We start from the raw sequence: 25,422 nt of genomic DNA, 5'->3' as shown, positions 1-25,422 counted from the left end.
CTCATGGCAACCTTTGACGCCGTCTTTGTCGGCCTGACTATTCTTGATATCGCCGGTCGCCCGGTCATCGACATCCCGCCGCGCGGCGGGGTAGCCTTTATCGAACAGATCCGACTTAACCCCGCCGGAACCGCCGCCGGGGCCAATATTAACGCCGCGAAACTGGGCATTCGCACCGCCGCGGTGGCCTGCCTCGGCGAAGATGAAAAAGCCGATTTTATCCTCGCCAGCTACGCGCGTCTGGGGATCGACTGCTCGCTGATCCAGCGCACCGCGCAGCAGGAAACATCGGCGACGATCCTGCCCATCCGCCCCAACGGCGAGCGCCCGGCGCTGCACTGTCGGGGGGCCTCCGATGCCCTTTTCGTCGGCGAAGAGGAGTTTGACGCGATCCTTGATTGCCGCTTTCTGCACCACGGCGGCAGCGGCCTGCTGGCGGCGATGGACAGTGGGCAAAGCGCGCTGCTGTTACAGGCGGCGAAAGCCCGCGGCGTCACCACCAGCTTTGATTTAATCGCCCCCGACGCGCGCACCCTGGATCTGCTGCGCCCGCTGCTGCCGTCGGTGGACTACTTTATGCCTTCCCTTGAAGAAGCGGCGTATCTCTCCGGGGAGACCCAGCCGGAAGCGATCGCCCGCTTCTTCTTTGCGCTTGGCGTCGGAACCTGCATTCTGAAGGACGGCGAGAACGGCTCCTGGCTGCTGACCCGCGACGGCGCCGTCGAGCATATCGCGCCGTACCGGGTCGATGCCGTAGATACTACCGGCTGCGGCGACAGCTACTGCGGCGGCTTTATCGCCGCGCTGGCCCGTGGGCTAAGCGTCAAAGAGGCATGCGAGGTGGCTTCCGCCGTCGCCGCCCTGGTGGCGACCGGCATGGGATCGGATGCCGGCGTGGTTGACTGGCAGCATACGCAGGAGTTTATGGCGACCCACCGTCGTAGATAACAAGCTTCGCCGCCGCATTGCGCGGCGGCAAGCGCGGCTTAACGCCACTGATAGAGCAGCGGCTCTCCGGCGACGTAGCGCTGGAGATCGGCGGCAATCATCGCCGTATGCTTAGCAATGCTCTCCCGCGTCGCCCCGGCGATATGCGGAGTAATAATCACGTTATCAAACTCGGTAACGAAAGGATGATCGCGCCACAGCGGCTCGCGATGGTAGACATCCAGCGCCGCACCGCCCAGCGGGCCGTGGCGCAGCGCGTGAATCAGCGCCTCCTCATCCACCACCGCCGCGCGCGAGGTATTAATCAACAGCGCGCCCGGCTTCATGCTATTCAACAACTGCGCGTTCACCAGCCCATCGCTGTGCGGGCCGCTGCTCAGATGCAGGCTCACGATATCCGCCTCGCGGAACAGCCCTTCAAGCGTCGTCTTCTGCAACCCCGGTTCGTTGATATCCTCAGCGGCGACAAACGGGTCCACCACCAGTACCGCCATGCCAAAGGCGCGGGCGATACGCGCCACCCGGCGGCCAATATTACCGTAACCGATCAGCCCCAGGGTTTTGTTGCGCAGCTCGCTGCCTTTAAACACCTCATACGGGCTTTGCGGACTGACGTCCCACACCACATCGCGGCGCAGCCCGCTCTGGGTAGCCTGGGCCGCGTTCTCGGCGTGAGTGAATTCACCGCGCTTCAGTGCCGCGTGGGATTGCGGAATATGCCGCGCCAGGCTCAGCATCAGCCCCAGCGTCAGCTCGGCGGCAGCGTCGGCGTTGCGCCCCGGCGTATAGAGCACGCGGATACCGCGCGCCTGGGCGGCTTTGGTATCGATGTTCACCGGATTGGCGCGCGTGCAGGCGATCACCTGTAAACGCGGGCAGGCGGCGATCACCGCTTCCGTCACCTCATCGTAGCTGGTCACCAGCACCTCGGCGTCGTGGGCCAGTTCGATCAGTTGGCCTGCGCTCAGCTTCGGCTTGCCCAGCGCCCAGCCTTCCACCCGCAGTTCGCCCAGTTGCTGAAAAGCGCTGAGGTCGCCGGCGTGCTCGGCAGTAAAAACAATTTTCATATGCGTTATTCCTGAGAAATATGTTGAAGCGCCTCGCGGCGGGCCTGCCACACCGGGAGCATCTGCTCGCGCAGCAGGCGGTAAACCGGATAGAGCGCGACATAGCGGCTGTGCGCCTGCGGATTGGGCCGATAGCGAGTCTGTTCCAGCGCCGGATGACGGGTCAGCGCATCGACGCTGCGCGCCGCCAGAATCGCCGCGCCGCGCGCGCTAAGTTCGTTGAAAGGACTGGAAACCACCGTTCTGCCGGTACAGTCGGCAATAATTTGCAGCCAGGTCGCCGAAGCCGCGCCGCCGCCGGTCAGGTACAGTTCGCCGCCCTGCGGGTAGCCCTGAAGCGAGTCGACGATGGCGAAGGCCAGCCCTTCGAACACCGCCCGCTGCAGCTCCGCGCGGGTGGTGTGCTGGCTAATGCCGAAATAACCGGCCCGCGCCTCAGGGCTAAAGAACGGCGCGCGTTCGCCGTTGAGGTAGGGCTGCCAGAAGACGCCGCCGCTGCCCGGTTCAACGCTGGCGATGTTCTGTTCCAGCTGCCGTAAATCCGGCTCAAGCGAGATTTGCTGCTGGAGCCAGTCGATGTTCGGCGTCCCGGCCTGCATCGGAAAAAGGTTAATAAAGCTGCCGGCTTCGGTATGGGTGACGTAGCGCGTCCCCTCGTTGACCGTCTGGCGACCGTGGCAGACGATGCCGGTGCAGCAGGTGGTGCCGAGAATGGTATAGATATCGCCGTCGTTGACCGCGCCGCAGCCCAGCGCCGCGCTGCAAACATCCAGCGCACCAGCTGCCACCGGCGTGTCCGCAGGCAGCCCGGTGAGCGCCGCGACCTCTTCACGCAGCGCGCCCGCCTGTGCGTCCGGCGCCAGTAGCGGCGGGAACAGATGTTGTAAATCTGCCAGACCCATCTCATTGAGCACCACCGTGGATAGCTTCCCGCTCTGCTGATTCAGCAAAGAGGTGCTGGCATCGGTGAGATCCAGCGCCGCGACGCCGGTGAGGCGAAAGCGGATCCAGTCCTTGGCGAAAAACAGATAGCGGGCCGCCGCCAGCCGCTCTGGCTGGTGATGTTTGAGCCAGCATAGCTGCATGCTGGTGTTACAAGGCTGCAGGTGGGTGCCGGTATCGTCAAAGAAACGGCGGTCAAAGCCGGGGCGGCTGAGCAGTTCGCTCATCAGATCGCGGCTGCGGGTGTCGCTCCACAGAATGCCCGGCCCGACCGGTTCGCCTTCGGCGTCGCTGAGCCACACCCCTTCGCCTTGCCCGGCGAGGCCGATGGCGCGTAAACGCCCGTTTTGCAGCGCCGGATGCCGGGCGATATCGCGTAAAATCGCTACCACCGACTGCCACAGCTGGGCCATATCCTGCTCGGCGTCACCGTTGGCCGACAGCAGAGGACCGGTGTTCTGCGCCGCGCTGGCGCACGCCTGAAAGCGTTCATCAAACAGCACCGCTTTCACACGCGAGGTGCCGATATCGATTCCGAGATAAAAATCCATGCCTGACCCGTTAGTGAAGAGAAATTAGTCACGTTCGTAGCGGCGGCGCATCAGCTCGCATTCGAAGAGAAACTCCAGTCCTTCGAGCTGGCGACGGGCCTCGTGAATGTCTTTACCCCAACAGGTCAGGCCGTGGCCGCGCAGCAGGAAGCCGTAGCGCAGCGGGTGGGTCTGGGCATAATCTTCAATGCGCGCCGCCAGGGCATCGATATCCTGGTCGTTATCAAAAATAGCGACCGGCACGGTATCGAGATGGCTGTGCTGGCCGGTCAGGGTTTTCTGCATCTCATAACCCTGCAGCGCCAGGGTGGCGCTTTTTTCAATCCGCGACAGCACGGTGGCGTTGACGGTATGCACGTGCAGAACCACGTTCGCCTCCGGGAACAGGCGATACACCAGGGTATGCAGGCCGGTTTCAGCGGAGGGTTTACGCCCGGAAGGCGCTGTGTTGCTGGCGATCTCCACCTGGAGGAAATCCTCCGTCGTCAGGCTGCCTTTATCGCGCCCCGACTCGCTGAGCCAGCACCAGGTCTCATCCTGACGCACCGACATATTGCCGCCGGTGGCCGGCGCCCAGCCCTTCGCGCCGATCCAGTGACAGGTGGTGACCAGTTGCGCGAGTCTTTCTTGCCACATAGCAGTTCCTTAGTTTAGCGATGTTGTATTTAGCCGTCTAAATGGCTATTTACCCGATACTAACACCGCCGACGTAAGCGAACAATATTTCAGGAAAGACTTACATTGATAATGGTTATATCAGAAAAGCATATGAAATTACTGTTTTTAACAACAATACAACTGAGCATTTTCATGACGCCAAAATTACCGGCTACAGGTGGTCAAAAAGATGGGGGATCGTGCCGCCGGGAAATGGCGCAAAATTGGCATCATTTGTCGATTCCGCCCTCCCCGCAGGTCGGGTAAGGTGCCAGCCGACAGGAATGCGTGCAATAGCGCACTCCCCTGCTCCACGGCGGTGCAAAACATGTCATTGTGCACACATTTATGGCAAACATCGGCTAAAAAACGCCATTTTATGTGCACACTGCCCACTTCATTGTGTTACCCCTGCCTCGCTTTTTCTGGCACACCTCTTGCTACTCCTCTGCCATCGCTTTTCGGATAGCCACTCAGAGGTTCCACCATGTCAAACAGCAATGATTTTCCGCTCGTCGAAGCGCCCGCATCCGGGCGTAAAGGCGTATTTTCCATCTCGATGGTTCTGTTCAGCTTTACTTTTTTTACCGGCACCATGTTCGCGGGCGGCAAGCTTGGCGTCTCTTTCTCCATCGTTAACCTGCTGTGGATTGCGGTCATCGGTAACTTTTTGCTGGCCCTGTACGCCGCGTCGCTCGGTTGGATAGCCGCGCGCAGCGGGCTGAATACCGTGCTGATGGGCCGTTTTTGCTTCGGTGAAATCGGCAGCAAGCTCGCCGATTTTATTCTCGGTTTCGCCGAGCTGGGATGGTACGCCTGGGGGACCGCGACGGTCGCCATCTCGCTGGTCAAAATCCTCGCCCTTCCTGAGGCGACAACCATTCCGCTGATGATCCTGTTCGGCATCCTGTTCTGCGTCACCGCGCTGGTGGGCTATAAGGGGCTGGATGCGCTGTCGCGCGTGTCGGTACCGCTGATGTTTATTCTGCTGGTGGTGTCGATGTATCTCGCCGCCCATCATGCCGGCGGCTGGCAGGCGATGACCAAAATCGAACCGGGCGAAACCATGACCTGGTCGGCGGCCATCACCATGGTATTCGGCACCTTTGCCAGCGGCGCGACCCAGGCGACGAACTGGACGCGGCTGGCTAACTCCAGCCGCACCGCCATCGTCGCCAGCATGAGCAGCTTCCTGATCGGCAACGGGCTGATGATTATCGCCGGCGCCTGGTGCGCCATCGTCTACCAGCAGGCCGATATCGTGGAAGTGCTGATTTTGCAGGGGTTGTCGGTCGCCGCGGTGGTGATGCTGTGCCTCAACCTGCTGACGATTCAGGGACCGACGATCTACAACGTTTCGGCGGCGGCCTGCCATCTGCTGCGCAGCGAGCGTCGCCGCACCCTGACCGTGGTTGCCGCCGGGGTCGGCATTCTGCTGGCCATTGGCGGTATGTATGAAATGCTGATCCCTTTCCTCGTGCTGCTGGGCAGCATCATTCCGCCCATCGGCGGCGTGATCCTCGCCGACTACTGGTTTTATCGCGGCGGCCGCTATCCGCTACTGCACACCGCCCGTTTGCCGCGTTTTAACTGGCTGGGGCTGAGCGCCTACGCCGTGGGCGCGGTGGTGGCTTACCTGTCGCCGTGGATCGCCCCGCTGGTTGGCATTAGCGTGTCCGCGCTGGCCTATATCGCGCTGACTCGCCTGAGCAAACGCCAGCCCGCCGCTGATTCGGTCGCGGAGCAGTAGCCGTGAGCCTGACGGTCGGCGAAATCCTCGCCCTGGAGGGGCTCTCCGCCATGCGCCTGCGCGCCGGTAAGCAGGGGCTGCAGCTGGCGGTTCGCTGGTACTACGTGGCGGAAAATGAAAATATCGCCGAATGGATCATGGGCGGGGAGCTAGTATTTATCACCGGGATCAACCATCCCCGCGATGAAGACAACCTGATTCATTTGCTGATGGAAGGCAAACAGCGCGGGATCGCCGGCATGGTGATCCTCACCGGCGACGTCTATATTCAGGCGATCCCGCCGCGCCTGATCGCGCTGGCCGACGCGCTGGGCATTCCGCTAATCGAACAGCCCTATCTGCTGAAAATGGTGATCGTGACCGAACGCATCGGTACCGCACTGGTACGCAGCGAAAACGCCCTGCAATCGCAGCGCGATATTCTGCTGCAGCTGTTAACCGGCGACTACCCCGACCTGCAAATACTGCATCAGCGCGCGCTCCACCAGCAGCTGGATTTTACACGTCCGCTGCGGGTGGCGGCGCTGCGCCTTGAGGGGATACCGCGTCTGTTTCGCCAGTTTCCGCCGGAGCAGGCCGAAGCCTGGCTTCAGCAGGCCCGCCGCACCGTGCGCCAGCGCCTGCAGCAGCAGCTCAATCAGCAGGGCAACCCCTTCCCTCTGGTCGAGCGCAGCAATATGTTTCTCTTCCTCCTGCCGGATGAAGACGGTGAGTTTTATCAGCAGAAAACGTGGCTCCAGGCGTGGCTGATTGCGCTGGCGGAGGGCGACGACGGGCTTTCGCTGCTGTGCGGCCTTTCGGCGCCGGTGCAGCAGCTGCAGGGATATCAGCGCGCGCTATCGCAAGCGCGTCAGGCGCTGGATCTTAGCGATAATCTGCGTCCGGCCCAGCGCATCAGCGACTACCAGCAACTGGGGTTTATCAAGCTGCTCTCCGCCGTTAGCGACCCCGCCCTGCTGAGCGACTTTATGCACGACACCCTCGGCTGTCTGATTGAGCCGGATCGCAAAAGCCCGTGGCTGCTGATGGAGACCCTGGAAACGCTGCTTCAGGAGAGCGGCAACGTGGTCAGGGCCGCCGAGCGGCTGGGCATTCACCGTAACACGCTGCATCAACGTATTCAGCGTATTGAAAAGTTGACCGGCTATCCGGTCAGCCATCCGCAATTTCATCTCAACGCCTCGGTCGCCTTAGCGATCTGGCGTATGTCGCAAAACCATTTACGGGAACAACCATGAAAATTATCAACGCGCGCCTGCGCCAGCAAGAAGCGCTCTATACCCTCGACTTACAGGACGGCGTGATTAAAAGCATTACCGCGCAGGCGGCGGCGCAGGTGGCTGGCGCCAGCGATATCGATGCCCAACAAAAGCTGGTTATCCCGCCATTCGTCGAGCCGCATATCCATCTTGACGCCACCCTGACGGCGGGCGAGCCGGAGTGGAATATGAGCGGCACTCTGTTTGAGGGCATCGCCCGCTGGAGCCAGCGCAAAGCGAGCGTCACCGTCGAAGATACGCGCCAGCGGGCGCTGAAAACCATCGGCATGCTGCGCGACAACGGCGTACAGCACGTGCGTACCCACATTGATGTCACCGATCCCTCCCTGACCGCCCTTGAGGCGATGCTGAGGGTGAAAAAGGAGGCGGCCCATCTTATCGATCTGCAGATCGTCGCCTTTCCGCAAGAGGGCATTGAGTCCTTTCCCGGCGGACGCGAACTGATGACCCGCGCCATCGAAATGGGCGCCGACGTGGTGGGCGGCATTCCGCACTATGAAAATACCCGCGATAAGGGCGTCAGCTCGCTGGTTTTTCTGATGGACCTGGCCGAGCGCCACGGCTGCCTGGTGGACGTGCACTGCGATGAAACCGACGACCCGCAGTCGCGCTTTCTGGAAGTGCTGGCGGAAGAGGCCCGGGTGCGCGGCATGGGCGCGCAGGTCACCGCCAGCCATACCTGCGCCATGGGCTCTTACGATAACGCCTACTGCTCGAAGCTGTTCCGCCTGCTCAAAGCTTCGGGCATTAACTTTATCTCCTGCCCGACCGAAAGCATTCATCTGCAGGGTCGCTTCGACAGCTGGCCGAAACGCCGCGGCGTGACGCGGGTGGCGGAGCTGGACCGCGCCGGGATCAACGTCTGCTTCGCTCAGGACTCCATTCAGGACCCGTGGTACCCGCTGGGCAACGGTAACATCATGCGCATTCTCGACGCCGGGCTGCATATCTGCCATATGCTGGGATACGAAGATTTGCAGCGCTGCCTCGATCTGATTACCGAGAACAGCGCCCGCACCCTGTGCCTCGGCGACAACTACGGCATTGCCGAAGGACGCCCGGCGAACCTGCTGATCCTCGATGCGGAAGACGACTATGACGCGCTGCGCCGCCAGGCCAAAGTGCTGACCTCCATTCGACATGGCAAGGTCATTTTGCAGCGTCAGGCGGAGCAGATTCGCTATCCGGCATAAGCCTGAAGTTGACGCGGTCGCGATGCCGCGTCAACCCACTGCTCGCCCGGGGATTTATGTGGTACCTTTTAACGACTTTTTCCGTGCCGGCCATGGGCTCCAGCGTCGGCGCGGGCTCACTGAGGATAACCCGTACCCTGATACTATGAGCGAAAAAAAATGGATTAAGGCAGAGGACGTTGCCCGGCTCGCTGGCGTCTCCCGTTCCGCGGTTTCCCGTACCTTTACGCCCGGGGCATCGGTGGCGGAAAAAACCCGCCAGAAGGTTCTCGCCGCGGCGGAAACCCTGGGCTATCAGGTGAATATCATCGCCCGCACGATGAACACCGGCAGCAGCAACTTTATTGGCATCGTCACCGCTGGGTTTGATAACCCGTTCCGCAGCAAGCTGCTGTCGCCGCTGGTCCACCAGCTGGCGCTCAACGGTTTTATGCCGCTACTGATGAACGCCGACGATCCGCAGCAGCTCGCCCCGTCGCTCAGGCAGCTGCTGAGCTATCACGTCGCGGGGGTCATTATCACCTCCGGGGCGCCGCCGCTGTCGCTGGCGGAGGAGTATCTGGAGCGAAAAATCCCGGTAACCCTTATCAACCGCCACGCCGAGCTGGCCGGCTGCGACCGCGTGTGCAGCGACAACGCGCAGGGGGCGAAGCTGGTGGCCGAGCTGTGTGCCCAGCGCCGGTGGTGCCAGGCCGGGTTTATCGGCGAAAGTCTGGATAACTTCAGCACCCGCCAGCGCTACGAAGCGTTTGTTGCCCATAGCCAGGGCATGGAGATCGCCGCGCACTTCTGCGACAGCAGCGGCTATCAGGCGGGATTTGCCGCCGCCAGGCAGCTGCTCGCCGCGCATCCGCGTCTGCAGGCGCTATTCTGCGCCACCGATATGCTGGCGCTCGGCGCCCTGGACGGCCTGCGGGCGGACAACCCCACGGCTTCGCTGCCGGCAATTATCGGTTTCGACGATATCCCGCAGGCGGACTGGCAGCCCTATCAGCTGACTACCGTGCAGCAGAATACCGCCCTGCTCGCCCACCACGCGGTGGATCTGCTGGTGACGAGGATCGCCAAATTCAGCCTGCCGTCACGCCATCGTGAAGTACCGGTGAAACTGATCGTTCGTCAAAGCGCGAAATGAAAAATTCATTTTATGCCGGAGCGATCACAGAATAATTCTTTTAATCCATCCACACTCATTTTGCCCTTCGGGGCTGTTTTTTTCAGGTAAATTGCACACGTGTGCAAAAATAGGGAGTTACGATGAAATCACTGGAATTACATGAACTGCAGGCCCGCTATCGTTTAGCCTGCGAGCTGGCGAAGGCCGGCGCTGAGCTGGCGTTCGAATACTATCAGCAACGCGACCGGCTGGCGGTGGATCATAAAGGCGACGACCTGCAGGATGTGGTCAGCGTCGCCGATAAGCGGGTCGAAGCGTTTGTTAAGCAGCGCATTACCGACGCCTTCCCGCAGGACGGTTTTCTCGGCGAGGAGAGCGGGACGCAGATGCCGGACGCGCGCGTGCTGTGGGTTGTCGATCCTATCGACGGCACCAGCTGTTTTCTTAACGGCCTGCACACCTGGTGCCTGTCGCTGGCCATCCTTGCCGACGGCGAACCGGTTATCGGGGTGGTGTACGACCCCAACCACCGCGAGCTGTTCCACGCCCTGAAAGGCCAGGGCGCATGGCTTAACGATACGCCCATCGCGCCGCATCCGGCGGCGACGGTCAAAGAGGGGGTGATGGGCGTCGGCACGTCGCACCGCGTGACGCCTGCGGTCTTTCTGCCCTTCCTTGATGCGCTGCTGAGCGACGGCGGGATGTTTATCCGCAACGGCTCCGGAGCGCTGATGAGCGCCTGGGCGGCGGCGGGCAGGCTTATCGGCTACTACGAACCGCATATGAACCCATGGGACGGACTGCCGGGGCTGGTGCTGATGCGCGAAGCGGGCGGCCTTAGCAACGACTATCTGGCAAACGACGGGATTCGTCACGGCAACCCGCTGCTGCTGGCCAGCAAGACGCTCTACCCACAATTAAAAAACATGCTTTGTCACCCACTACCTTAACCCGTATCGGGTCAGGCTTTATCTGATTATGTACTCTACACAACGACAATCAACCCTAAATAATTCGAGTTGCAGAAAGGCGGCAAGTGAGTGACAAATTCGTCGGGAACGAATTTGACCAGCCGAAGGCTGGCCTCCGGTGAGAGGCAGGAGCCTCTCATTAATCCCCAGGAGCTGACTCTGGTAAGTGACTGGGGTGAACGAACGCAGCCAACGCATATGCAACTTGAAGTATGACGGGTTAAACCTCATGGACGAACCACACTAATCAGTCAGGCCTCCGACCTTCGGAGATACCATTATGTCTGGAAGAATTATCGCATTTTTTCGCGCTTCGCCGCCCAAAGCGGGCGGAGAGTTCGATGAGCAGCGCTTTCGCAGCGTGCGCTGGCAAACCTTTATTACCATGACCCTGGCGTACGTCACCTTCTACGTTTGTCGGCTGTCGTTCACCGTCGCCAAAAGCGCGCTGGTGGAGCTCGGCATTACCCCGACGGAGCTGGGCATGATCGGCTCAACGCTGTTTTTCATCTACGCCATCGGCAAGCTGGTCAATGGCTTTATCGCCGATCATGCCAACGTGGTGCGCTATATGAGCCTCGGGCTGCTGCTAAGCGCCGGGATGAACCTGATGATGGGGATGACCAGCAACGCCATGCTGCTGGCTATCTTCTGGGGGATCAACGGCTGGGCGCAGTCGATGGGCGTCGGCCCCTGCGTGGTATCGCTGGCGCGCTGGTACGGCTGTAAAGAACGAGGCACCTTTTACGCCATCTGGTCGACGGCGCATAATATCGGCGAAGCGATGACCTATATGGTGATCGCGGCGGTGATTGCCGGGTTCGGCTGGCAGATGGGCTACCTGTCGACCGCCGCGCTCGGCGCCGCCGGGGTGGTGCTGATGCTGCTGTTTATGCGCGACTCGCCGCAAAGCTGCGGCTTCCCGTCAATCAACGTGATTCGCGACGAACCGCTGGAGGAGACGGAAGCCCGCGGCTCGGTGTTTAAAAACCAGCTGCTGGCGCTGCGCAACCCGGCCCTGTGGACGCTGGCGCTGGCCTCGGCGTTTATGTATATCGACCGCTACGCGGTGAACTCATGGGGGATCTTCTTCCTCGAACAGGATAAAGCCTACTCTACTCTCGAAGCGTCCGGGATTATCGGGGTCAACGCCATCGCAGGTATCGCCGGAACCATTATCGCCGGGATGCTCTCCGACCGTTTCTTCCCGCGCAACCGCAGCGTGATGGCCGGCTTTATCAGCCTGCTCAATACCGCCGGCTTTGCGCTGATGCTCTGGTCGCCGCACGGCTACTACACCGATATTCTGGCGATGATTATCTTCGGCGCCACTATCGGGGCGTTGACCTGCTTCCTTGGCGGCCTGATCGCCGTCGATATTTCGTCGCGTAAAGCGGCGGGCGCCGCGCTCGGCACCATCGGTATCGCCAGCTACGCGGGGGCAGGACTCGGCGAGTTTCTCACCGGCATCATCATCGATAAAACCTCGATGATCGAAAACGGCAAAACGCTGTATGACTTCAGTACGCTGTCGCTGTTTTGGGTAGGCACCGGCCTGATGTCCGCGCTATTCTGTTTTACCACCGCCGCGATTGTCGCCAGGCGACACGCGATAGAACGTCAGACCTCATTCTCGTCATAACCTTTTAACTTATAAGGAAGATTTTATGATGCCTGTACGACATCAGGTTTTGCTACGCCTGCTGCTTGCCTGCGCTCTGCCGCTGCTGGCCGCACCGGGCCATGCCGCCACGCAGTATGCGCTGGAAAAGGTGGTTGAACTCAGCCGCCACGGCATTCGTCCGCCGACGGAGGGCAACCGGGAGGCCATCGAAGCCGCGACCCAGCGTCCGTGGACGCAGTGGACCACCCACGACGGCGAGCTCACCGGCCACGGCTATGCCGCCGTCGTCAATAAAGGGCGCGATGAAGGCGCGCGCTATCGCCAGCTCGGTCTGCTGACGGCGGGCTGTCCGGCGAACGGGGAAATTTACGTTCGCGCCAGCCCCCTGCAGCGCACGCGGGCCACCGCCCAGGCGCTGGTGGACGGCGCATTTCCCGGCTGCGGCGTGATGATTCATCACGTCAGCGGCGACGCCGACCCGCTGTTTCAGACCGATAAATTTGCCGCCACGCAACCCGATCCCGCCCGCCAGCTGGCGGAGGTGAAGAAGAAGGCCGGCGATCTGGCCCAGCGTCGGCAGGCGCTGGCCCCGGCTATTCAACTGCTGAAAAACGCGGTTTGCGTACCCGATAAGCCCTGCCCGGTGTTTGATCTACCGTGGCAGGTGGAGCAGAGCAAAAGCGGCAAAACGTCGATTAGCGGTCTGAGCGTAATGGCCAATATGGTCGAGACGCTGCGCCTGGGGTGGAGCGAAAACCTGCCCCTCAGCCAGCTGGCGTGGGACCATATTACCCGCGCCAGCCAGATCACCGCCCTGCTGCCGCTGCTGACGGAAAACTACGATCTGAGCAACGACGTGTTTTATACCGCGCAAAAACGCGGCTCGATTCTGCTTAACGCGATGCTGGAAGGGGTACAAGAAGGCGCCACGCCAAACGTACGCTGGCTGCTGCTGGTGGCACACGATACCAATATCGCCATGGTGCGTACGCTGATGGATTTTAGCTGGCAGCTGCCGGGGTACAGCCGCGGCAACATCCCGCCGGGCAGCAGCCTGGTCCTCGAGCGCTGGCGCGATACCCACAGCGGGAAACGCTACCTGCGCGTCTACTTCCAGGCGCAAAGTCTGGACGATTTACGCCGCCTGCAAATGCCGGATAGCCAGCATCCAATGCTGCGCCAGGAGTGGCGTCAGTCGGGCTGTCAGACCACCGACGTCGGAACGCTGTGCCCTTACCAGGCGGCGTTGACGGCGCTCGGCAAGCATATCGACCGGCAGTCCGCTCCGGCGGTAGAAATGGCGCTGCCATAAGTTGAAGGCGAAGCGAGTGAGGTCGCTTCGCCTTTTTCGCTCAGGTTCAGGCCTTTTCTGGCTTGAACGCCCCGGCGGCGACCTGCTCCGGGGTCACCACGCCGCTGTCCAGCACCCAGCCGCTGACTAACGATGCGGGCGTGACGTCAAAGGCCGGGTTGTACACCGCGGCCTCTCTCGGCGCCCATTGTACCGCGCCAAAGCTGCCAGCGACGCCGGTCACTTCGGCGGCTGCCCGCTGCTCAATCGGAATCGCCGCGCCGTTCGGGCAATGGCGGTCCAGGGTGGTCTGCGGCGCGGCCACGTAAAAGGGAATCTGATGATACTTCGCCAGCACCGCCAGCGAATAGGTGCCGATTTTATTCGCCACGTCGCCGTTGGCGGCAATACGGTCAGCGCCCACCCAAACCGCGTCGACCTGGCCCTGCGCCATCAGGCTGGCGGCCATCGAATCGGTAATTAGCCGGTACGGCACGCCCAGCTCACCCAGCTCCCAGGCGGTCAAACGTCCGCCCTGCAACAGCGGGCGCGTTTCATCCACCCAGACGTTGACCACATTTCCCTGCTGATGCGCCAGCGCAATCACCCCCAGCGCGGTGCCGACGCCCGCCGTCGCCAGGCCGCCGGTATTGCAGTGGGTCAACAGGCGGCTGCCCGGCGTCACCAGCGCGCTGCCCGCCTCGGCGATGCTGGCGCAAAGCTGTTTATCTTCTGCGATCAGACGCAGCGCTTCCGCTTCCAGCGCCTGCGGAAAGTGCTCCTCCGCCAGCGCCTGCTTCATGCGATCCAGATTATTCATCAGGTTTACCGCCGTCGGCCGCGCGGCGCGCAGCGTTTCCAGCGCCTGAGATAGCGCATCGCGGGTCAGACCGCGCTGCGCCAGCAGCGCCAGCAACAGGCTCGCCGACAGGCCAATCAGCGGCGCGCCGCGCACCCGCAGGGCGTGAATATGATCCACCAGCAGCGCCACGTTATCCGCCGCCAGCCAGCGTTTTTCCTGCGGTAAGGCCTGCTGGTCAAGAATAAAGAGCTGATTTTCGCTTACCCGCAGGCTGGTGGTCTGTAGTGTCTGCATTTAGTTAAATCCCTGTTGCGTTGTTGTATCACATTGTGTCAGGATGGAATCCAGAAGTATAGACGTCTGAACGGCTTAATCAGAATTTTGAGGATCGAGGCAATGTCGCAATACCATACTTTCACGGCCAGCGATGCGGTGGCTTACGCCCAACAATTTGGCGGTATCGAAAACCCGTCAGAACTGGTGTCCGCGCAGGAAGTGGGCGATGGTAACCTCAACCTGGTGTTTAAAATTTTCGATACCGAGGGCGTGAGCCGGATCATCGTTAAGCAGGCGCTGCCCTACGTGCGCTGCGTGGGAGAATCCTGGCCGCTGACCCTTGATCGCGCCCGCCTTGAGGCGCAAACCCTGGTGGCTCACTATCAGCACTGCCCGCAGCACACGGTACGGATTGTGCATTTCGACCCCGTGCTGGCGGTGATGGTGATGGAGGACCTCTCCGATCACCGCATCTGGCGCGGCGAGCTGATTAACAACGTTTACTACCCGCAGGCCGCCAGCCAGTTGGGGGAATACCTGGCCCAGGCGCTGTTCCACACCAGCGACTTTTATCTGCATCCTCACGAGAAAAAAGCCCAGGTGGCGCAGTTTATTAACCCCGAGATGTGCGAAATCACCGAGGATCTGTTTTTCAACGACCCGTATCAGGTTCACGAGCGCAACAGCTATCCAGCCGCGCTGGAAGCCGATGTCGCCGCCCTGCGCGACGATACGCAGCTGAAGCTGGCGGTGGCCGCGCTCAAGCACCGCTTCTTCTCCCATGCCGAAGCGCTGCTGCATGGCGATATCCACAGCGGCTCGATTTTCGTCGCCGAGGACAGCTTTAAGGCCATCGACGCCGAGTTCGGCTTTTTCGGCCCGATAGGCTTCGATATCGGTACCGCCATCGGCAACCTGCTGCTCAACTACTGCGGTCTGCCAGGCCATCTGGGCATTCGCGATGCCGCTGCGGCTCGCGAACAGCGCCTCAGCGATATTCAGCAGTTCTGGACAACCTTCGCCGAGCGTTTTCAGACGCTGGCGGCGGAGAAATCCCGTGATGCCGCGCTGGCCTGGCCCGGCTATGCTTCCATGTTCCTGAAGAAAGTCTGGGCAGACGCGGTGGGCTTCTGCGGCACCGAACTGATTCGCCGCAGCGTCGGGCTGTCGCACGTGGCGGATATCGATACTATCCAGGACGAAGCCATGCGCTATGAATGCCTGCGCCACGCCATCACGCTGGGTAAAGCGCTTATTCTCATTGCTGACCGTCTCGACAATGTCGAAGAACTGATTGCGCGAATTCGTCAGTACGGTTGAATCTCCGGCCAGCCTTTCCCGGCTCGCGCTGCGCTTAGCCGGGCTACGGGTTCGCCACCATCGGTGGTCCGGTAGCCCGGGTAAGGCGTTTACGCCGCAACCCGGGAAGGCAACAACCCACAATCCCCTACCCCAGATACTCAATCACCGATAGCCCGCCGTTATAGTCGGTGCTGTAGATTATGCCCTGCGCATCAACGAAGACGTCGCAGGACTGGATCACCCGCGGGCGGCCTGGGCGGGTATCCATCATTTTTACCGGTGCGGCAGGCACCAGCGCCCCGGTTTCCACCGGTCGATAAGGGTTAGATATATCGTAAGCCCGCACGCCCGCATTCTGGTAAGTGGCAAAAATCAGCGTTGAGCTGACAAAGCTGCCGGGACGGTTTTCATGCAGGTTATGCGGGCCGAAATGCGCCCCTTTCGCCACATAGTCGGTCTCATCCGGCTGCGGGAAAGTCGAAATACTCACCGGGTTTGTTGGGTCGCGAATATCAAACAGCCAGATCAGCTTCTCGCCGTCCTGCTGGTTATCCAGCACCGCCTCATCAAGCACCACCAGCAGATCCCGATCCGGGAGCGGCAGCGCGGTGTGGGTGCCGCCGCCAAACGGCGGGCTCCAGTTACGGTGGCTGATCAGCTTCGGATGCGCGCGGTCCTGCACATCAAGCAGGGTCAGACCGCCGTCGCGCCAGCTGCCGTAGGCGGTGTCGCCGGCGATAATCGCGTGATGCAGGGCATAGCGCTTGCCCTCCGGCCACTGCGCGGTCTCCCCCGCCGCCAGATTCATTCCCGGTAGCCACCAGCGCCCGGCGACTTCCGGCTTACGCGGATCGGCCAGGTCGATAGTGAGGAAAACGTAGTCGCTAAAACCGTCGATCAGCGCGGAGACGTAGGCCCAGCGTCCGCCGACGTACCAGATGCGGTGAATGCCGATGCCGTTAAGCGACAGGAAGCTGATTTCACGCGGTTTATCCGCAACCGAAATATCAAAGATCCGCAGTCCGGCGCTCCAGCCCTTATCCCGTACGTCGCTGACCGTCTCGCCCACCGAACGGGTGTAGTAAACCTTCTCGTCGGCGAAGCGGGCATCGGCGAACAGATCCCGGGCGTTGATCACCAGCAGCAGATCGTCGTGCGCCTGTAAATGGACGTTCCAGGTACCCGGCGGCGCAGCGATGTAATTGACCGTTTGCGGATTTTTCGGGTCGCGCACATCCACCACGGAAAAACCCTGCGAGACCATATGGCCGATATAGGCAAAACCACGATGGACCATCAGTTGGACGCCGTCCGGGCGTCCCCCCTGATCGCTATGCCCGATCAGCCGCATATTGCGGCTGTATTCTGGTGTGGGTAACGCAGTCACGCAACCTCCTGTTGCCCGGTAAGCGCAGCGCTACCGGGTAGTTGTTATTTGTTCTTTGCTTCGAGAGTGGCGAACCACGGGGCGATAAAGTCTTCGGTCTGGCCCCAGCCCGGGATTATTTTACCCAGCGAGGCGACGTTCACCGCCCCCGGCTGCGCCGCCAGCAGCGCCTGCGGGATCGCCGCCGCTTTAAAGTCGTAGGTCGCAGGCGTCGGTTCCCCGGCAATCTTATTGGCGATCAGGCGCACGTTGGTGGCGCCGATAAGCTTCGGATCCACCGCCACGCTCACCTTCCACGGACTGCCGGATTCGCGCATCAGCTGCAGATCCTGGTTGGAAATATCGATGCTGTAGAGTTTGATCTCGGTGCGGCCGTTCTCTTTCAACGCTTTATACGCGCCCTGGCTGAAGGCGTCCCAGGTTCCCCAGATAGCATCAATTTTGCCTTTCGGATATTTCGCCAGGATCGCGCCGACCTTGTTGGCGGTATCGCCCTGCACGTCGGAAGAGACCGCGCCGATGGACTCCAGCTCTTTGATGCCGGGGTTTTGTTTAAGCAGCGTCTGGTAGGCCGCCTGGCGGCGCTCCATCGGCGGGAAACCCGCGACCCACAGTTTGACGATGTTGGCTTTGCCGTTGAAATCTTTCACCAGTTGGCCAAAGGAGAGTTCGGTCAGCGAAGCGTCATCCTGCTGGGTAACGGTAACGCCCGGGATCTCGCCGTTTACCGCGGTATCGAAGACCGAGACTTTGATCCCGGCGTCTACCGCTTTTTTCACCAGCGCGGTGGCGTAGGGGTCGCGTCCCTGAGATAGAATAATGCCGTCGTATTTCTGGCTAATCGCCTGGTTAACGAAGTCCTGGAATTTGGCATCATCACCGTTACTGAGGAAGGTGCTGATTTTAAACCCGAGCTTTTTCCCCTCCTGGATCGCCCCGGAGACAAACTGGGTGGTGTTATCGTCGGAGCCCAGATTGCGGATCACCGCGATGCGAATCGGCCCGCTATGTTCGGCAATCGCCGCCGGAAGCGGCGTCGGAGTTTCAGCAAAAGCTGCCGTCGCGTTGAACAACCCCAGTGCGATGAGTGAATACGTTATCTTTTTCATAGTGTTTCCTTTTTGTTACCCTAAATAATTCGAATTGCAGGACGGCGGCAAGTAAACGAATCCCGATGAGCTTACATAAGTAAGTGATTCGGGTGAGTGAACGCAGCCAACACACCTGCAATTTGAAGAATGACGGGTAAAATTTTAGGTACGGCGCTGAAAATAAGTCAGTGCGAGTGCGCCAGCCAGCACCAGCCCTTTAATAATGTCCATTGCGTAGTACGGCACCGAGAGCATCACCAGGCCGTTGGAGAGCACGCCCAGAATCACCGCCCCCACCAGCGTACCGAGCGCGTTCGGTTTACCTGAACCAGCCAGCGAGAAGCCAATCCACGCCGCCGCCACCGCATCCATCAGGTAGCCGCCGCCGGCGTTCACCTGCGACGAGCCGATACGCGAAGCCAGCAGAATGCCGCCGAGCCCCGCCAGCAGAGAGGCGATCACATATGCCGCCACCTTATAACGGGTGATCCGCAGGCCGGAGAGGCGCGCCGCTTCCGGGTTGCCGCCGATGGCGTACATCCGCCGCCCGTGGGTGGTAAAAGAGAGCGCCAGCTGAGCGATAACGGTCACCACCAGCATAATGATCACTATCGTCGGCACCTGCCCCAGCGAACCGAACGCCGCCGGGATCGCGCCTTCCGCCATATCGCCGCTCGGCAGCACCATATTTTCGGTGATCGACCCGCCATAGCTGTAGGTCATCGCCACGCCCTGAATCACGAACAGGCTGGCAAGCGTCGCCAGCATGTCGGGAATACGCAGGATCACGATAAGAAACGCGTTAAACAGCCCCACTAAGGTACAGAGCGCCAGGGTGACAACAATCGCCTCGGTGGTGCCGAAGCCGTGCCAGACAAACAGCGAAATCACCAGCGCATTGGCCAGCGAGGCGGTGGAGCCTACGGACAAATCGAAGCCGCCGATGGTCAGCGATATCGACACGCCGATGGCGATCACCGTCACGATGGCGATGGAGCGCAGGATGTTGATGATGTTAAACGGGTCGAGGAAGTTGTCCGACGCGAGGCCAAAAACGGCGATCAGCAGGACGACGGTCAGCAACATGCCCCATTTGTAGAGAAAATCGAAAAATCGCTGACGGCCCGATACCGTCGCGTTCACTGCCAGGGCTTTACTCACGCTGCTGCTCCTCCGGTGGAGTAATAAAGAATGTTCTCTTCCCGGGCCTCTGCGCCCGGAATTTCCGCCACGATGCGCCCGTCCCACAGCACGCAGATGCGATCGCACAGCCCGACCAGCTCGGAGAATTCGCCCGAGGCGTAAATCACCCCTTTGCCTTCCCGCGCCAGGCCGTCAATCACGTTGAAAAGATCCGTTTTGGCTTTGACGTCGACCCCTTTGGTCGGCTCATCGAAAATCAGGACGTTGGCGTTGCCGCGCAGCCATTTGCCAATCGCCACCTTTTGCTGATTGCCGCCGGAGAGACGGCGCAAGGTTTGCGCCGGACCCGACGTCCGTATCCCCACCCGGGCGATCACTTCTTCCGCCCAGCGCCAGGCCTGACGATGGCCAAACAGACTCCAGCGAGAGAAGCTGCTGTCGGCGCTAACCGCCAGATTCATCGCCACCGGCTCTTCGATAAAAATGCCCTCTTTGCGCCGCTCTTCCGGCACCAGCGCCAGACCGCGCGCCACCGAATCCGCCGGGTCGCGCGGTCGCCACGGCTGGCTATTCAGCTCGCCGCGCGTCAACCGGCTTTTGCTGGCGCCAAACAGCGCCTTGCACAGCTCGGTTTTCCCGGCGCCCGCCAGCCCGGCGATCCCCAGAATCTCCCCCTTGCGCAGGCGCAGCGAGATATCCTGCAGCAGCCCTTCGTCGTGCAGCCCTTCAACCTGTAACAGCACCTCATCGCTATGCGGCGGCCGCTTCGGCGGGAAGATATCGCTCAGCTCATGGCCGAGCATCTTTTCGACGATCTGCTCGCCGCTCAGATCGGCCATCGGCCCGCTCTCAATCAGCCGGCCGTCGCGCAGCACCGTCAGGGTGTCGCAAACCGCGTTTAATTCATGAATGCGGTGCGAGATAAACACGATACCGATGCCCTGCCGCTGCAGGCGGCGAACCACCGCAAACAGGCGCTCGCTTTCGTTTTGGTCCAGCGGCGCGGTCGGTTCATCGAGGATAAGAAAGCGGCAGTGGTGCGACAGCGCGCGGGCCAGCAGAATTTGCTGCTTTTCCGCCAGCGTGCAGCTGTCGATGGAGCGGCGTACATCGAGGCTGACGTCAAGCTGGGCCAGCGCCTCGCGCGCCAGCTGGCGCAGCCGCCCCCAGCGAAAAGCCAGCCCCGGTTCAGCCAGCCTGTCGAGCATGATGTTTTCCGCGATGCTCAGGCCCGGGACCAGCGCGACGTCAACCTCCTGCTGCACCAGGTGAATCCCCAGCTGTTTGGCGTCGCGAGGCGAGCGAATGCTTACCGGCTGATTGTTAATCACCACTTCGCCTTCGTAATGGGCGTGCGTGCCGCACAGCACCGCCATGAGCGTTGACTTACCTGCGCCGTTGGCGCCGGTGAGTGCGTGCACCGACCCCCCCTTCAGGGTAAAAGACACGTTGCTCAGCGCCCGAAAGCCGGAAAAGGCCAGGCTAATATTTTGCATCTCAAGGCGATTGCCGGTCATCCCCTGCACCCTGTCGATTAATGTTCTGATTTAACGAATTTTTCATAGCCGCCCTTGACTGACAAATGCATAAAAGGCATAAGTTAAAGCGAAATAATATTAGCCATCCGGATGTCCAGACATAACATCGGGTTAGCGAAACAGCACAAGGACAGCATTGATGAGTCACAGCGATATCCGCGTGGTCCCCGGCCCCGCCAACTACTATTCCCATCCCGGCAGCCTTGCCCGGCTGCAGGATTTTTACAGCGAAGAACAGCTTTCACGCGCGGTGTGGGTTTACGGCGAGCGGGCTATCGCGGGCGCGCAGGCTTTTCTGCCGGCAGCGTTTAACGCGCCTGGCGCCAAAAAAATATTATTTAAAGGCCACTGCAGCGAAAGCGACGTCAGCGAGCTGGCCCGCGCATCCGGCGACGATCGGTCGGTGGTGATTGGCGTTGGCGGCGGCGCGCTGCTCGATACCGCGAAGGCGCTGGCCCGTCGCCTCGGCCTGCCGGTGGTGGTCATCCCCACCATCGCCGCTACCTGCGCGGCGTGGACGCCACTGTCGGTGTGGTATAACGATGCCGGTCAGGCGCTGCAGTTCGAGATTTTCGACGACGCCAACTTCCTGGTGCTGGTGGAGCCGCACATTATTCTTAACGCGCCGGCGGAATACCTGCTGGCGGGCATCGGCGATACGCTGGCGAAATGGTATGAAGCGGTGGTGCTGGCTCCGCAGCCGGAGACGCTGCCGCTCACCGTGCGCCTGGGTATCAACGGCGCGCTGGCGATCCGCAATGTGCTGCTGGAAAGCAGCGAAACGGCGCTGGCCGACCAGCAGCGCGGCGAGCTGACCCAGGCTTTTCGCGACGTGGTGGATGCGATCATCGCCGGCGGCGGTATGGTCGGCGGGCTGGGCGAGCGCTATACCCGCGTCGCCGCCGCCCATGCCGTGCATAACGGGCTGACGGTGCTGCCGCAGACCGAGAAGTATCTTCACGGGACCAAAGTCGCCTACGGCATTCTGGTCCAGAGCGCCCTGCTCGGCCAGGACGAGGTGCTGGCGCAGCTGGTGCAGGCGTATCAGCGCTTTAACCTGCCGACCACGCTGGCGGCGCTGGAGGTGGATATCAAGAATCGCGAACAGCTGGATCAGGTAATTGCCCATACCCTGCGCCCGGTGGAGTCCATCCATTTTCTGCCGGTTGAACTGAATGCCGAAACCCTGCGCGCGGCGTTTGAAAAGGTCGAACGTTTCGTCGGTTAATCTCCGTTTTATTCGCCTCTGCCGCCCGGCGGAGGCGCTTTCGAGCCGCCTCGCAAAGCTGATTTTTCCGTCTTTATCCTGCCTTAAATCTACGCTATGGTCCTCTATAAGAAAATTAAAATTTACTTATAATCTTATTATTTACTTATAAAGAGCTTTGACTTAAAGTGGAGGTCAGGATGATCGTTTTTTGGTCAAAAAGTGCAGAAAAGCAGCTCGCCGCAATTGATTCCCGCTATCAGGAGAGAATCAAAGAAAAGCTACGAGCCATGGATGATAAAAATGCACCGGCTCCGGACATTAAGAAACTCAAGCAGCCGGCGTCCAAGATCATTATCGATTGCGTGTAGGTGATTATCGAATCATCTTCACTCAGTTTGAGGGGATATCTGAAAGCTGCTATGTCGTAGCAATAAAACGCAGAACCTCAACAACCTATCTTCACGAGGAGGCAACGCATTATGGCAGTGCAACTCATTAAGGATGACGAGGGCAATCCACAGTATGTGGTGATCCCCTATAACGAATACTTCCAGATGCGCCTGAAAATGGCGGAATACGATGATGAGCAAGAGGATGTGTGGGAAGACATCCCCTACGAATCCGATGAATATGACAGCGTTCCATTACCAGATAGCGTTTGCGACATCATGCATCGTGAGAAAGTCAGCCTGCAGGCGGCGTGGCGCATTTTGCGCGGCCTGTCGCAGCAGGAGGTGGCCAATAAGCTCGGGATTAGCCAGTCGGCGGTTTCCCAGCTAGAAGCTATCGACTCCCGCCCGCAAAAGCGCACCCGCGAAAAGCTGGCGGCCATTTACGGCTGCACGCAGGAGCAGATCAGCCTGTATCTGCCGAAAGAGGGTTAACAGCACTTCGCGCCGCCTTTACCGCCGTAGCGCGCGTCCTGACGCTCGCGGAAAAACTCTTCATAGGTCATCGGCGTTTGCTCGGGGTGGGTCGCGCGGATATGCTCCACGTAGTTGTCGTAATCCGGGACGCCGATCATCATTTTCGCCGCCTGGCCTAAATATTTTCCTGCTTTCGAAAGGGTATCAAACATTTTCAACTCTCATAATCGCCCCCCTTCTTTCGAAGAGGGGCGATAACGTGATGGCTTAGTGAGCGCGTTTCGCCTGGGTCACCAGGCTATCGGCATCGGCAGGCATCGCCTGGTACGGGGTCTCTTTCGCCGTCGGTTTGTCCTCTTTCAGCGCCGCCAGCGCGGTCTTAATCGAGAACAGCGCCAGCACCACAACCACCACCATAAAGAAGATGGTCAGCCCGGCATCCAGACGGTTGTTAAACACCAGCTGCGCCAGCTGCGACTCGGTGTACTGCGGCGGAATATTTCCGCTGTCGATCATCGCCTGGAACTTGTTGGCAATCGCCAGGAAGCCGACTTTGGTGTCGGTGCTGAACGACTTTTGCCAGCCTGCGGTCAGGGTACAAATCAGCAGCCATGAGGTCGGCAGCAGCGCGACCCATGCATAGCGCTGGCGCTTCATCTTAAACAGTACCACCGCGCACAGCATCAGCGCCATCCCCGCCAGCATCTGGTTAGCAATACCAAACAGCGGCCACAGCGTGTTGATGCCGCCGAGCGGGTCAACCACGCCCTGATGCAGGAAGTAGCCCCAGGCCAGCACGCACAGCGCCGTGGCGAGAAGGTTCGCCGGCAGCGAGCTGGTTTGCTTCAGGCCGGGGCTTATCACCCCCAGCAGATCCTGCAGCATAAAGCGCGCCGCGCGCGTACCGGCATCCACCGCGGTCAGGATAAACAGCGCCTCGAACAGAATGGCGAAGTGATACCAGAAGGAGACATCCATCAGGCCGCCCAGCGAACCGTGCAGAATGTAGGCCATGCCTACCGCCAGCGTCGGCGCGCCGCCCGCGCGGGAGATAATCGACTGCTCTCCCACTTCGTGAGCGATCTGGTTAAGGGTATCCGGCGTCACGGTAAAGCCCCAGTTGCTCACCACCTGCGCCGCCGACGCCACCACATCGGTCACGCCCGCCGGAGCCAGCACCGCCATCGGGCTATTCATCGCGAAATAGACGCCCGGGTCGATAATACAGGCCGCCACCAGCGCCATAATCGCCACGAAGGACTCCATCAGCATGCCGCCGTAGCCGATAAAGCAGGCCTGGCCTTCATTGGCCAGCATTTTCGGCGTGGTGCCGGAGGCGATCAGGGCATGGAAGCCGGAAACCGCGCCGCAGGCGATGGTAATAAACAGGAACGGGAACAGGCTGCCGCTCCACACCGGGCCGGTGCCATCGATAAATTTGGTCAGCGCCGGCATCGTCAGCGTTGGACGCATGATCAGGATACCGATCGCCAGGCCGACGATGGTGCCGATTTTCAGGAAGGTGGAGAGGTAGTCGCGCGGCGCCAGCAGCAGCCAGACCGGCAGCACGGCGGCGATAAAGCCGTAGCCCACCAGAATCCAGGTGAGCTGCACGCCGGTATAATCAAACCACGGCGCCCAGGTCGGGCTTTCCGCCACCCAGCCGCCGGAAATGATGGCGAACACCAGCATCACCAGGCCAATCACCGACACTTCGCCAATGCGCCCAGGGCGCAGATAGCGAATATAGATCCCCATGAAAATCGCCAGCGGGATGGTAAAGGCTACGGTGTAAGTCCCCCACGGGCTGTGGGTCAGCGCTTTCACCACGATCATCGCCAGTACCGCGAGGATAATCACCATGATCATAAAGCAGGCCACCAGCGCCAGTACGCCGGCGGTCGGGCCCATTTCCTCTTTCACCAGTTCGCCGAGCGAACGTCCGTCGCGGCGAGTGGAGACGAACAGCACCATAAAGTCCTGTACCGCCCCGGCCAGCACCACGCCCGCGAGAATCCAGATCATTCCCGGCAGGTAGCCCATTTGCGCCGCCAGCACCGGGCCGACCAGCGGCCCCGCGCCGGCAATGGCCGCAAAATGGTGGCCGAACAGCACTTTTTTGTCGGTCGGAACGTAGTCGAGGCCGTCGTTGTGACGCACCGCCGGGGTCATGCGCGTCGGGTCGACCGCCAGTACATTTTTAGCGATATACAGGCCGTAGAAGCGATAGGCGATCAGATAGACGCAGACTGCCGCGACGACAATCCACAGCGCGTTGATCTGTTCACCCCGGTTTAGCGCGATATAGCCCAGGGCAAAGGCTCCGATAACGGAGAGCAGTGTCCAGATGAGGTATTTCCCTGAATTATTCATCATTGTGTTCCACTGTAGGGTAATCAGGATGTTACAAGTTGTT

The 25,422-nt window shown here is 60.5% G+C and carries 22 protein-coding genes and 1 pseudogene; 13 read left to right on the top strand and 10 right to left on the bottom strand.

The annotated features are described in order from the left end of the window. Positions 1-3 precede the first annotated feature (3 nt). On the top strand, positions 4-948 hold the full coding sequence (locus tag IYV58_RS07520) for a carbohydrate kinase family protein (protein WP_087828677.1): 945 nt from the start codon (positions 4-6) through the stop codon (positions 946-948). Between the two features lie 38 nt (positions 949-986). On the opposite strand, the gene IYV58_RS07515 is transcribed toward IYV58_RS07520, so the two are convergent. From IYV58_RS07515 to IYV58_RS07505, 3 genes are read right to left on the bottom strand one after another with little or no spacing between them, the layout of a single operon-like run. Beyond that, entirely contained in the window at positions 987-2,015 is a 1,029-nt protein-coding gene (locus tag IYV58_RS07515) for a 2-hydroxyacid dehydrogenase (RefSeq protein WP_004130378.1), read from the bottom strand. A gap of 5 nt (positions 2,016-2,020) precedes the next feature. Continuing rightward, the gene (locus tag IYV58_RS07510; RefSeq protein WP_087828678.1) at positions 2,021-3,508 is read right to left on the bottom strand and encodes an FGGY-family carbohydrate kinase; all 1,488 of its coding nucleotides are present in this window, start codon (positions 3,506-3,508) and stop codon (positions 2,021-2,023) included. Between the two features lie 24 nt (positions 3,509-3,532). Then, positions 3,533-4,144: a methylthioribulose 1-phosphate dehydratase gene (locus tag IYV58_RS07505; RefSeq protein ID WP_004130374.1), complete on the bottom strand. Its 612-nt coding sequence runs from the start codon at positions 4,142-4,144 to the stop codon at positions 3,533-3,535. 132 nt (positions 4,145-4,276) lie between these two features. Between IYV58_RS07505 and IYV58_RS07500 the strand changes: the two genes are divergently transcribed. The 8 genes from IYV58_RS07500 (at position 4,277) to IYV58_RS07465 (ending at position 13,412) form a co-directional block, all read left to right on the top strand. Further along, entirely contained in the window at positions 4,277-4,432 is a 156-nt protein-coding gene (locus IYV58_RS07500) for a hypothetical protein (RefSeq protein WP_158414298.1), read from the top strand. A 220-nt stretch (positions 4,433-4,652) separates the two neighbouring features. Beyond that, entirely contained in the window at positions 4,653-5,915 is a 1,263-nt protein-coding gene (codB, locus tag IYV58_RS07495; protein WP_004130372.1) for a cytosine permease, read from the top strand. Between the two features lie 2 nt (positions 5,916-5,917). Beyond that, positions 5,918-7,153, top strand: coding sequence for a PucR family transcriptional regulator (locus IYV58_RS07490; protein ID WP_004130370.1), 1,236 nt, complete (start codon positions 5,918-5,920; stop codon positions 7,151-7,153). After that, positions 7,150-8,388 (top strand): cytosine deaminase, encoded by a 1,239-nt coding sequence (codA, locus tag IYV58_RS07485; RefSeq protein WP_049112308.1) that lies wholly within the window; start codon positions 7,150-7,152, stop codon positions 8,386-8,388. The genes IYV58_RS07490 and codA overlap by 4 nt, the downstream gene beginning before the upstream one ends. Positions 8,389-8,533: 145 nt before the next feature. Then, positions 8,534-9,523 (top strand): LacI family DNA-binding transcriptional regulator, encoded by a 990-nt coding sequence (locus IYV58_RS07480; protein ID WP_195729514.1) that lies wholly within the window; start codon positions 8,534-8,536, stop codon positions 9,521-9,523. Between the two features lie 122 nt (positions 9,524-9,645). After that, the gene (locus tag IYV58_RS07475; protein WP_004130365.1) at positions 9,646-10,455 is read left to right on the top strand and encodes an inositol monophosphatase family protein; all 810 of its coding nucleotides are present in this window, start codon (positions 9,646-9,648) and stop codon (positions 10,453-10,455) included. 301 nt (positions 10,456-10,756) lie between these two features. After that, positions 10,757-12,118, top strand: coding sequence for an MFS transporter (locus tag IYV58_RS07470; protein WP_195729513.1), 1,362 nt, complete (start codon positions 10,757-10,759; stop codon positions 12,116-12,118). Between the two features lie 25 nt (positions 12,119-12,143). Beyond that, positions 12,144-13,412, top strand: coding sequence for a histidine-type phosphatase (locus IYV58_RS07465; RefSeq protein WP_142481188.1), 1,269 nt, complete (start codon positions 12,144-12,146; stop codon positions 13,410-13,412). A gap of 46 nt (positions 13,413-13,458) precedes the next feature. Here the strand turns inward: IYV58_RS07465 and mtnA are convergent, their stop codons facing one another. Beyond that, positions 13,459-14,487: an S-methyl-5-thioribose-1-phosphate isomerase gene (gene mtnA, locus IYV58_RS07460; RefSeq protein WP_195729512.1), complete on the bottom strand. Its 1,029-nt coding sequence runs from the start codon at positions 14,485-14,487 to the stop codon at positions 13,459-13,461. 102 nt (positions 14,488-14,589) lie between these two features. On the opposite strand from mtnA, the gene mtnK reads away from it, so the two are divergent. After that, positions 14,590-15,789, top strand: coding sequence for an S-methyl-5-thioribose kinase (gene mtnK / locus IYV58_RS07455; protein WP_142446210.1), 1,200 nt, complete (start codon positions 14,590-14,592; stop codon positions 15,787-15,789). A gap of 127 nt (positions 15,790-15,916) precedes the next feature. Here the strand turns inward: mtnK and IYV58_RS07450 are convergent, their stop codons facing one another. From IYV58_RS07450 to IYV58_RS07435, 4 genes are all read right to left on the bottom strand, one after another. Then, positions 15,917-17,158, bottom strand: a complete 1,242-nt coding sequence (locus IYV58_RS07450; protein ID WP_142983402.1) for an LVIVD repeat-containing protein — start codon at positions 17,156-17,158, stop codon at positions 15,917-15,919. A gap of 44 nt (positions 17,159-17,202) precedes the next feature. Further along, positions 17,203-18,267: a sugar ABC transporter substrate-binding protein gene (locus tag IYV58_RS07445; RefSeq protein WP_004130354.1), complete on the bottom strand. Its 1,065-nt coding sequence runs from the start codon at positions 18,265-18,267 to the stop codon at positions 17,203-17,205. 144 nt (positions 18,268-18,411) lie between these two features. Next, positions 18,412-19,410, bottom strand: coding sequence for an ABC transporter permease (locus IYV58_RS07440; RefSeq protein ID WP_004130353.1), 999 nt, complete (start codon positions 19,408-19,410; stop codon positions 18,412-18,414). Next, complete coding sequence (locus tag IYV58_RS07435; RefSeq protein WP_049114540.1) at positions 19,407-20,909, bottom strand: sugar ABC transporter ATP-binding protein; 1,503 nt, start codon at positions 20,907-20,909, stop codon at positions 19,407-19,409. Before IYV58_RS07435 ends, IYV58_RS07440 begins: the two co-directional genes overlap by 4 nt. Positions 20,910-21,069: 160 nt before the next feature. Here IYV58_RS07435 and IYV58_RS07430 point away from each other — a divergent pair, with 160 nt between their 5' ends. The 3 genes and pseudogenes from IYV58_RS07430 (at position 21,070) to IYV58_RS07420 (ending at position 23,024) form a co-directional block, all read left to right on the top strand. Continuing rightward, positions 21,070-22,158 (top strand): oxidoreductase, encoded by a 1,089-nt coding sequence (locus IYV58_RS07430; protein ID WP_142467814.1) that lies wholly within the window; start codon positions 21,070-21,072, stop codon positions 22,156-22,158. 179 nt (positions 22,159-22,337) lie between these two features. Then, positions 22,338-22,639 (top strand): annotated as a pseudogene (locus IYV58_RS07425) (type II toxin-antitoxin system RelE family toxin). Then, positions 22,620-23,024: a helix-turn-helix domain-containing protein gene (locus tag IYV58_RS07420; RefSeq protein WP_142467815.1), complete on the top strand. Its 405-nt coding sequence runs from the start codon at positions 22,620-22,622 to the stop codon at positions 23,022-23,024. Before IYV58_RS07425 ends, IYV58_RS07420 begins: the two are co-directional and overlap by 20 nt. Here IYV58_RS07420 and IYV58_RS07415 read toward each other — a convergent pair. Together IYV58_RS07415 and cstA are read right to left on the bottom strand one after the other, a co-directional pair. Beyond that, on the bottom strand, positions 23,021-23,218 hold the full coding sequence (locus IYV58_RS07415; RefSeq protein ID WP_004130340.1) for a YbdD/YjiX family protein: 198 nt from the start codon (positions 23,216-23,218) through the stop codon (positions 23,021-23,023). The genes IYV58_RS07420 and IYV58_RS07415 overlap by 4 nt on opposite strands. A 55-nt stretch (positions 23,219-23,273) precedes the next feature. Next, positions 23,274-25,379, bottom strand: a complete 2,106-nt coding sequence (cstA, locus tag IYV58_RS07410; RefSeq protein ID WP_032742073.1) for a pyruvate/proton symporter CstA — start codon at positions 25,377-25,379, stop codon at positions 23,274-23,276. Positions 25,380-25,422: the final 43 nt, after the last annotated feature.

The organism is Klebsiella sp. BDA134-6 (assembly GCF_015601345.1).
GTDB classification, from domain to species: domain Bacteria; phylum Pseudomonadota; class Gammaproteobacteria; order Enterobacterales; family Enterobacteriaceae; genus Klebsiella; species Klebsiella grimontii.
The sequence above is the reverse complement of the archived record's forward strand: the minus strand, read 5'-3'. Positions and strand labels throughout refer to the sequence as shown.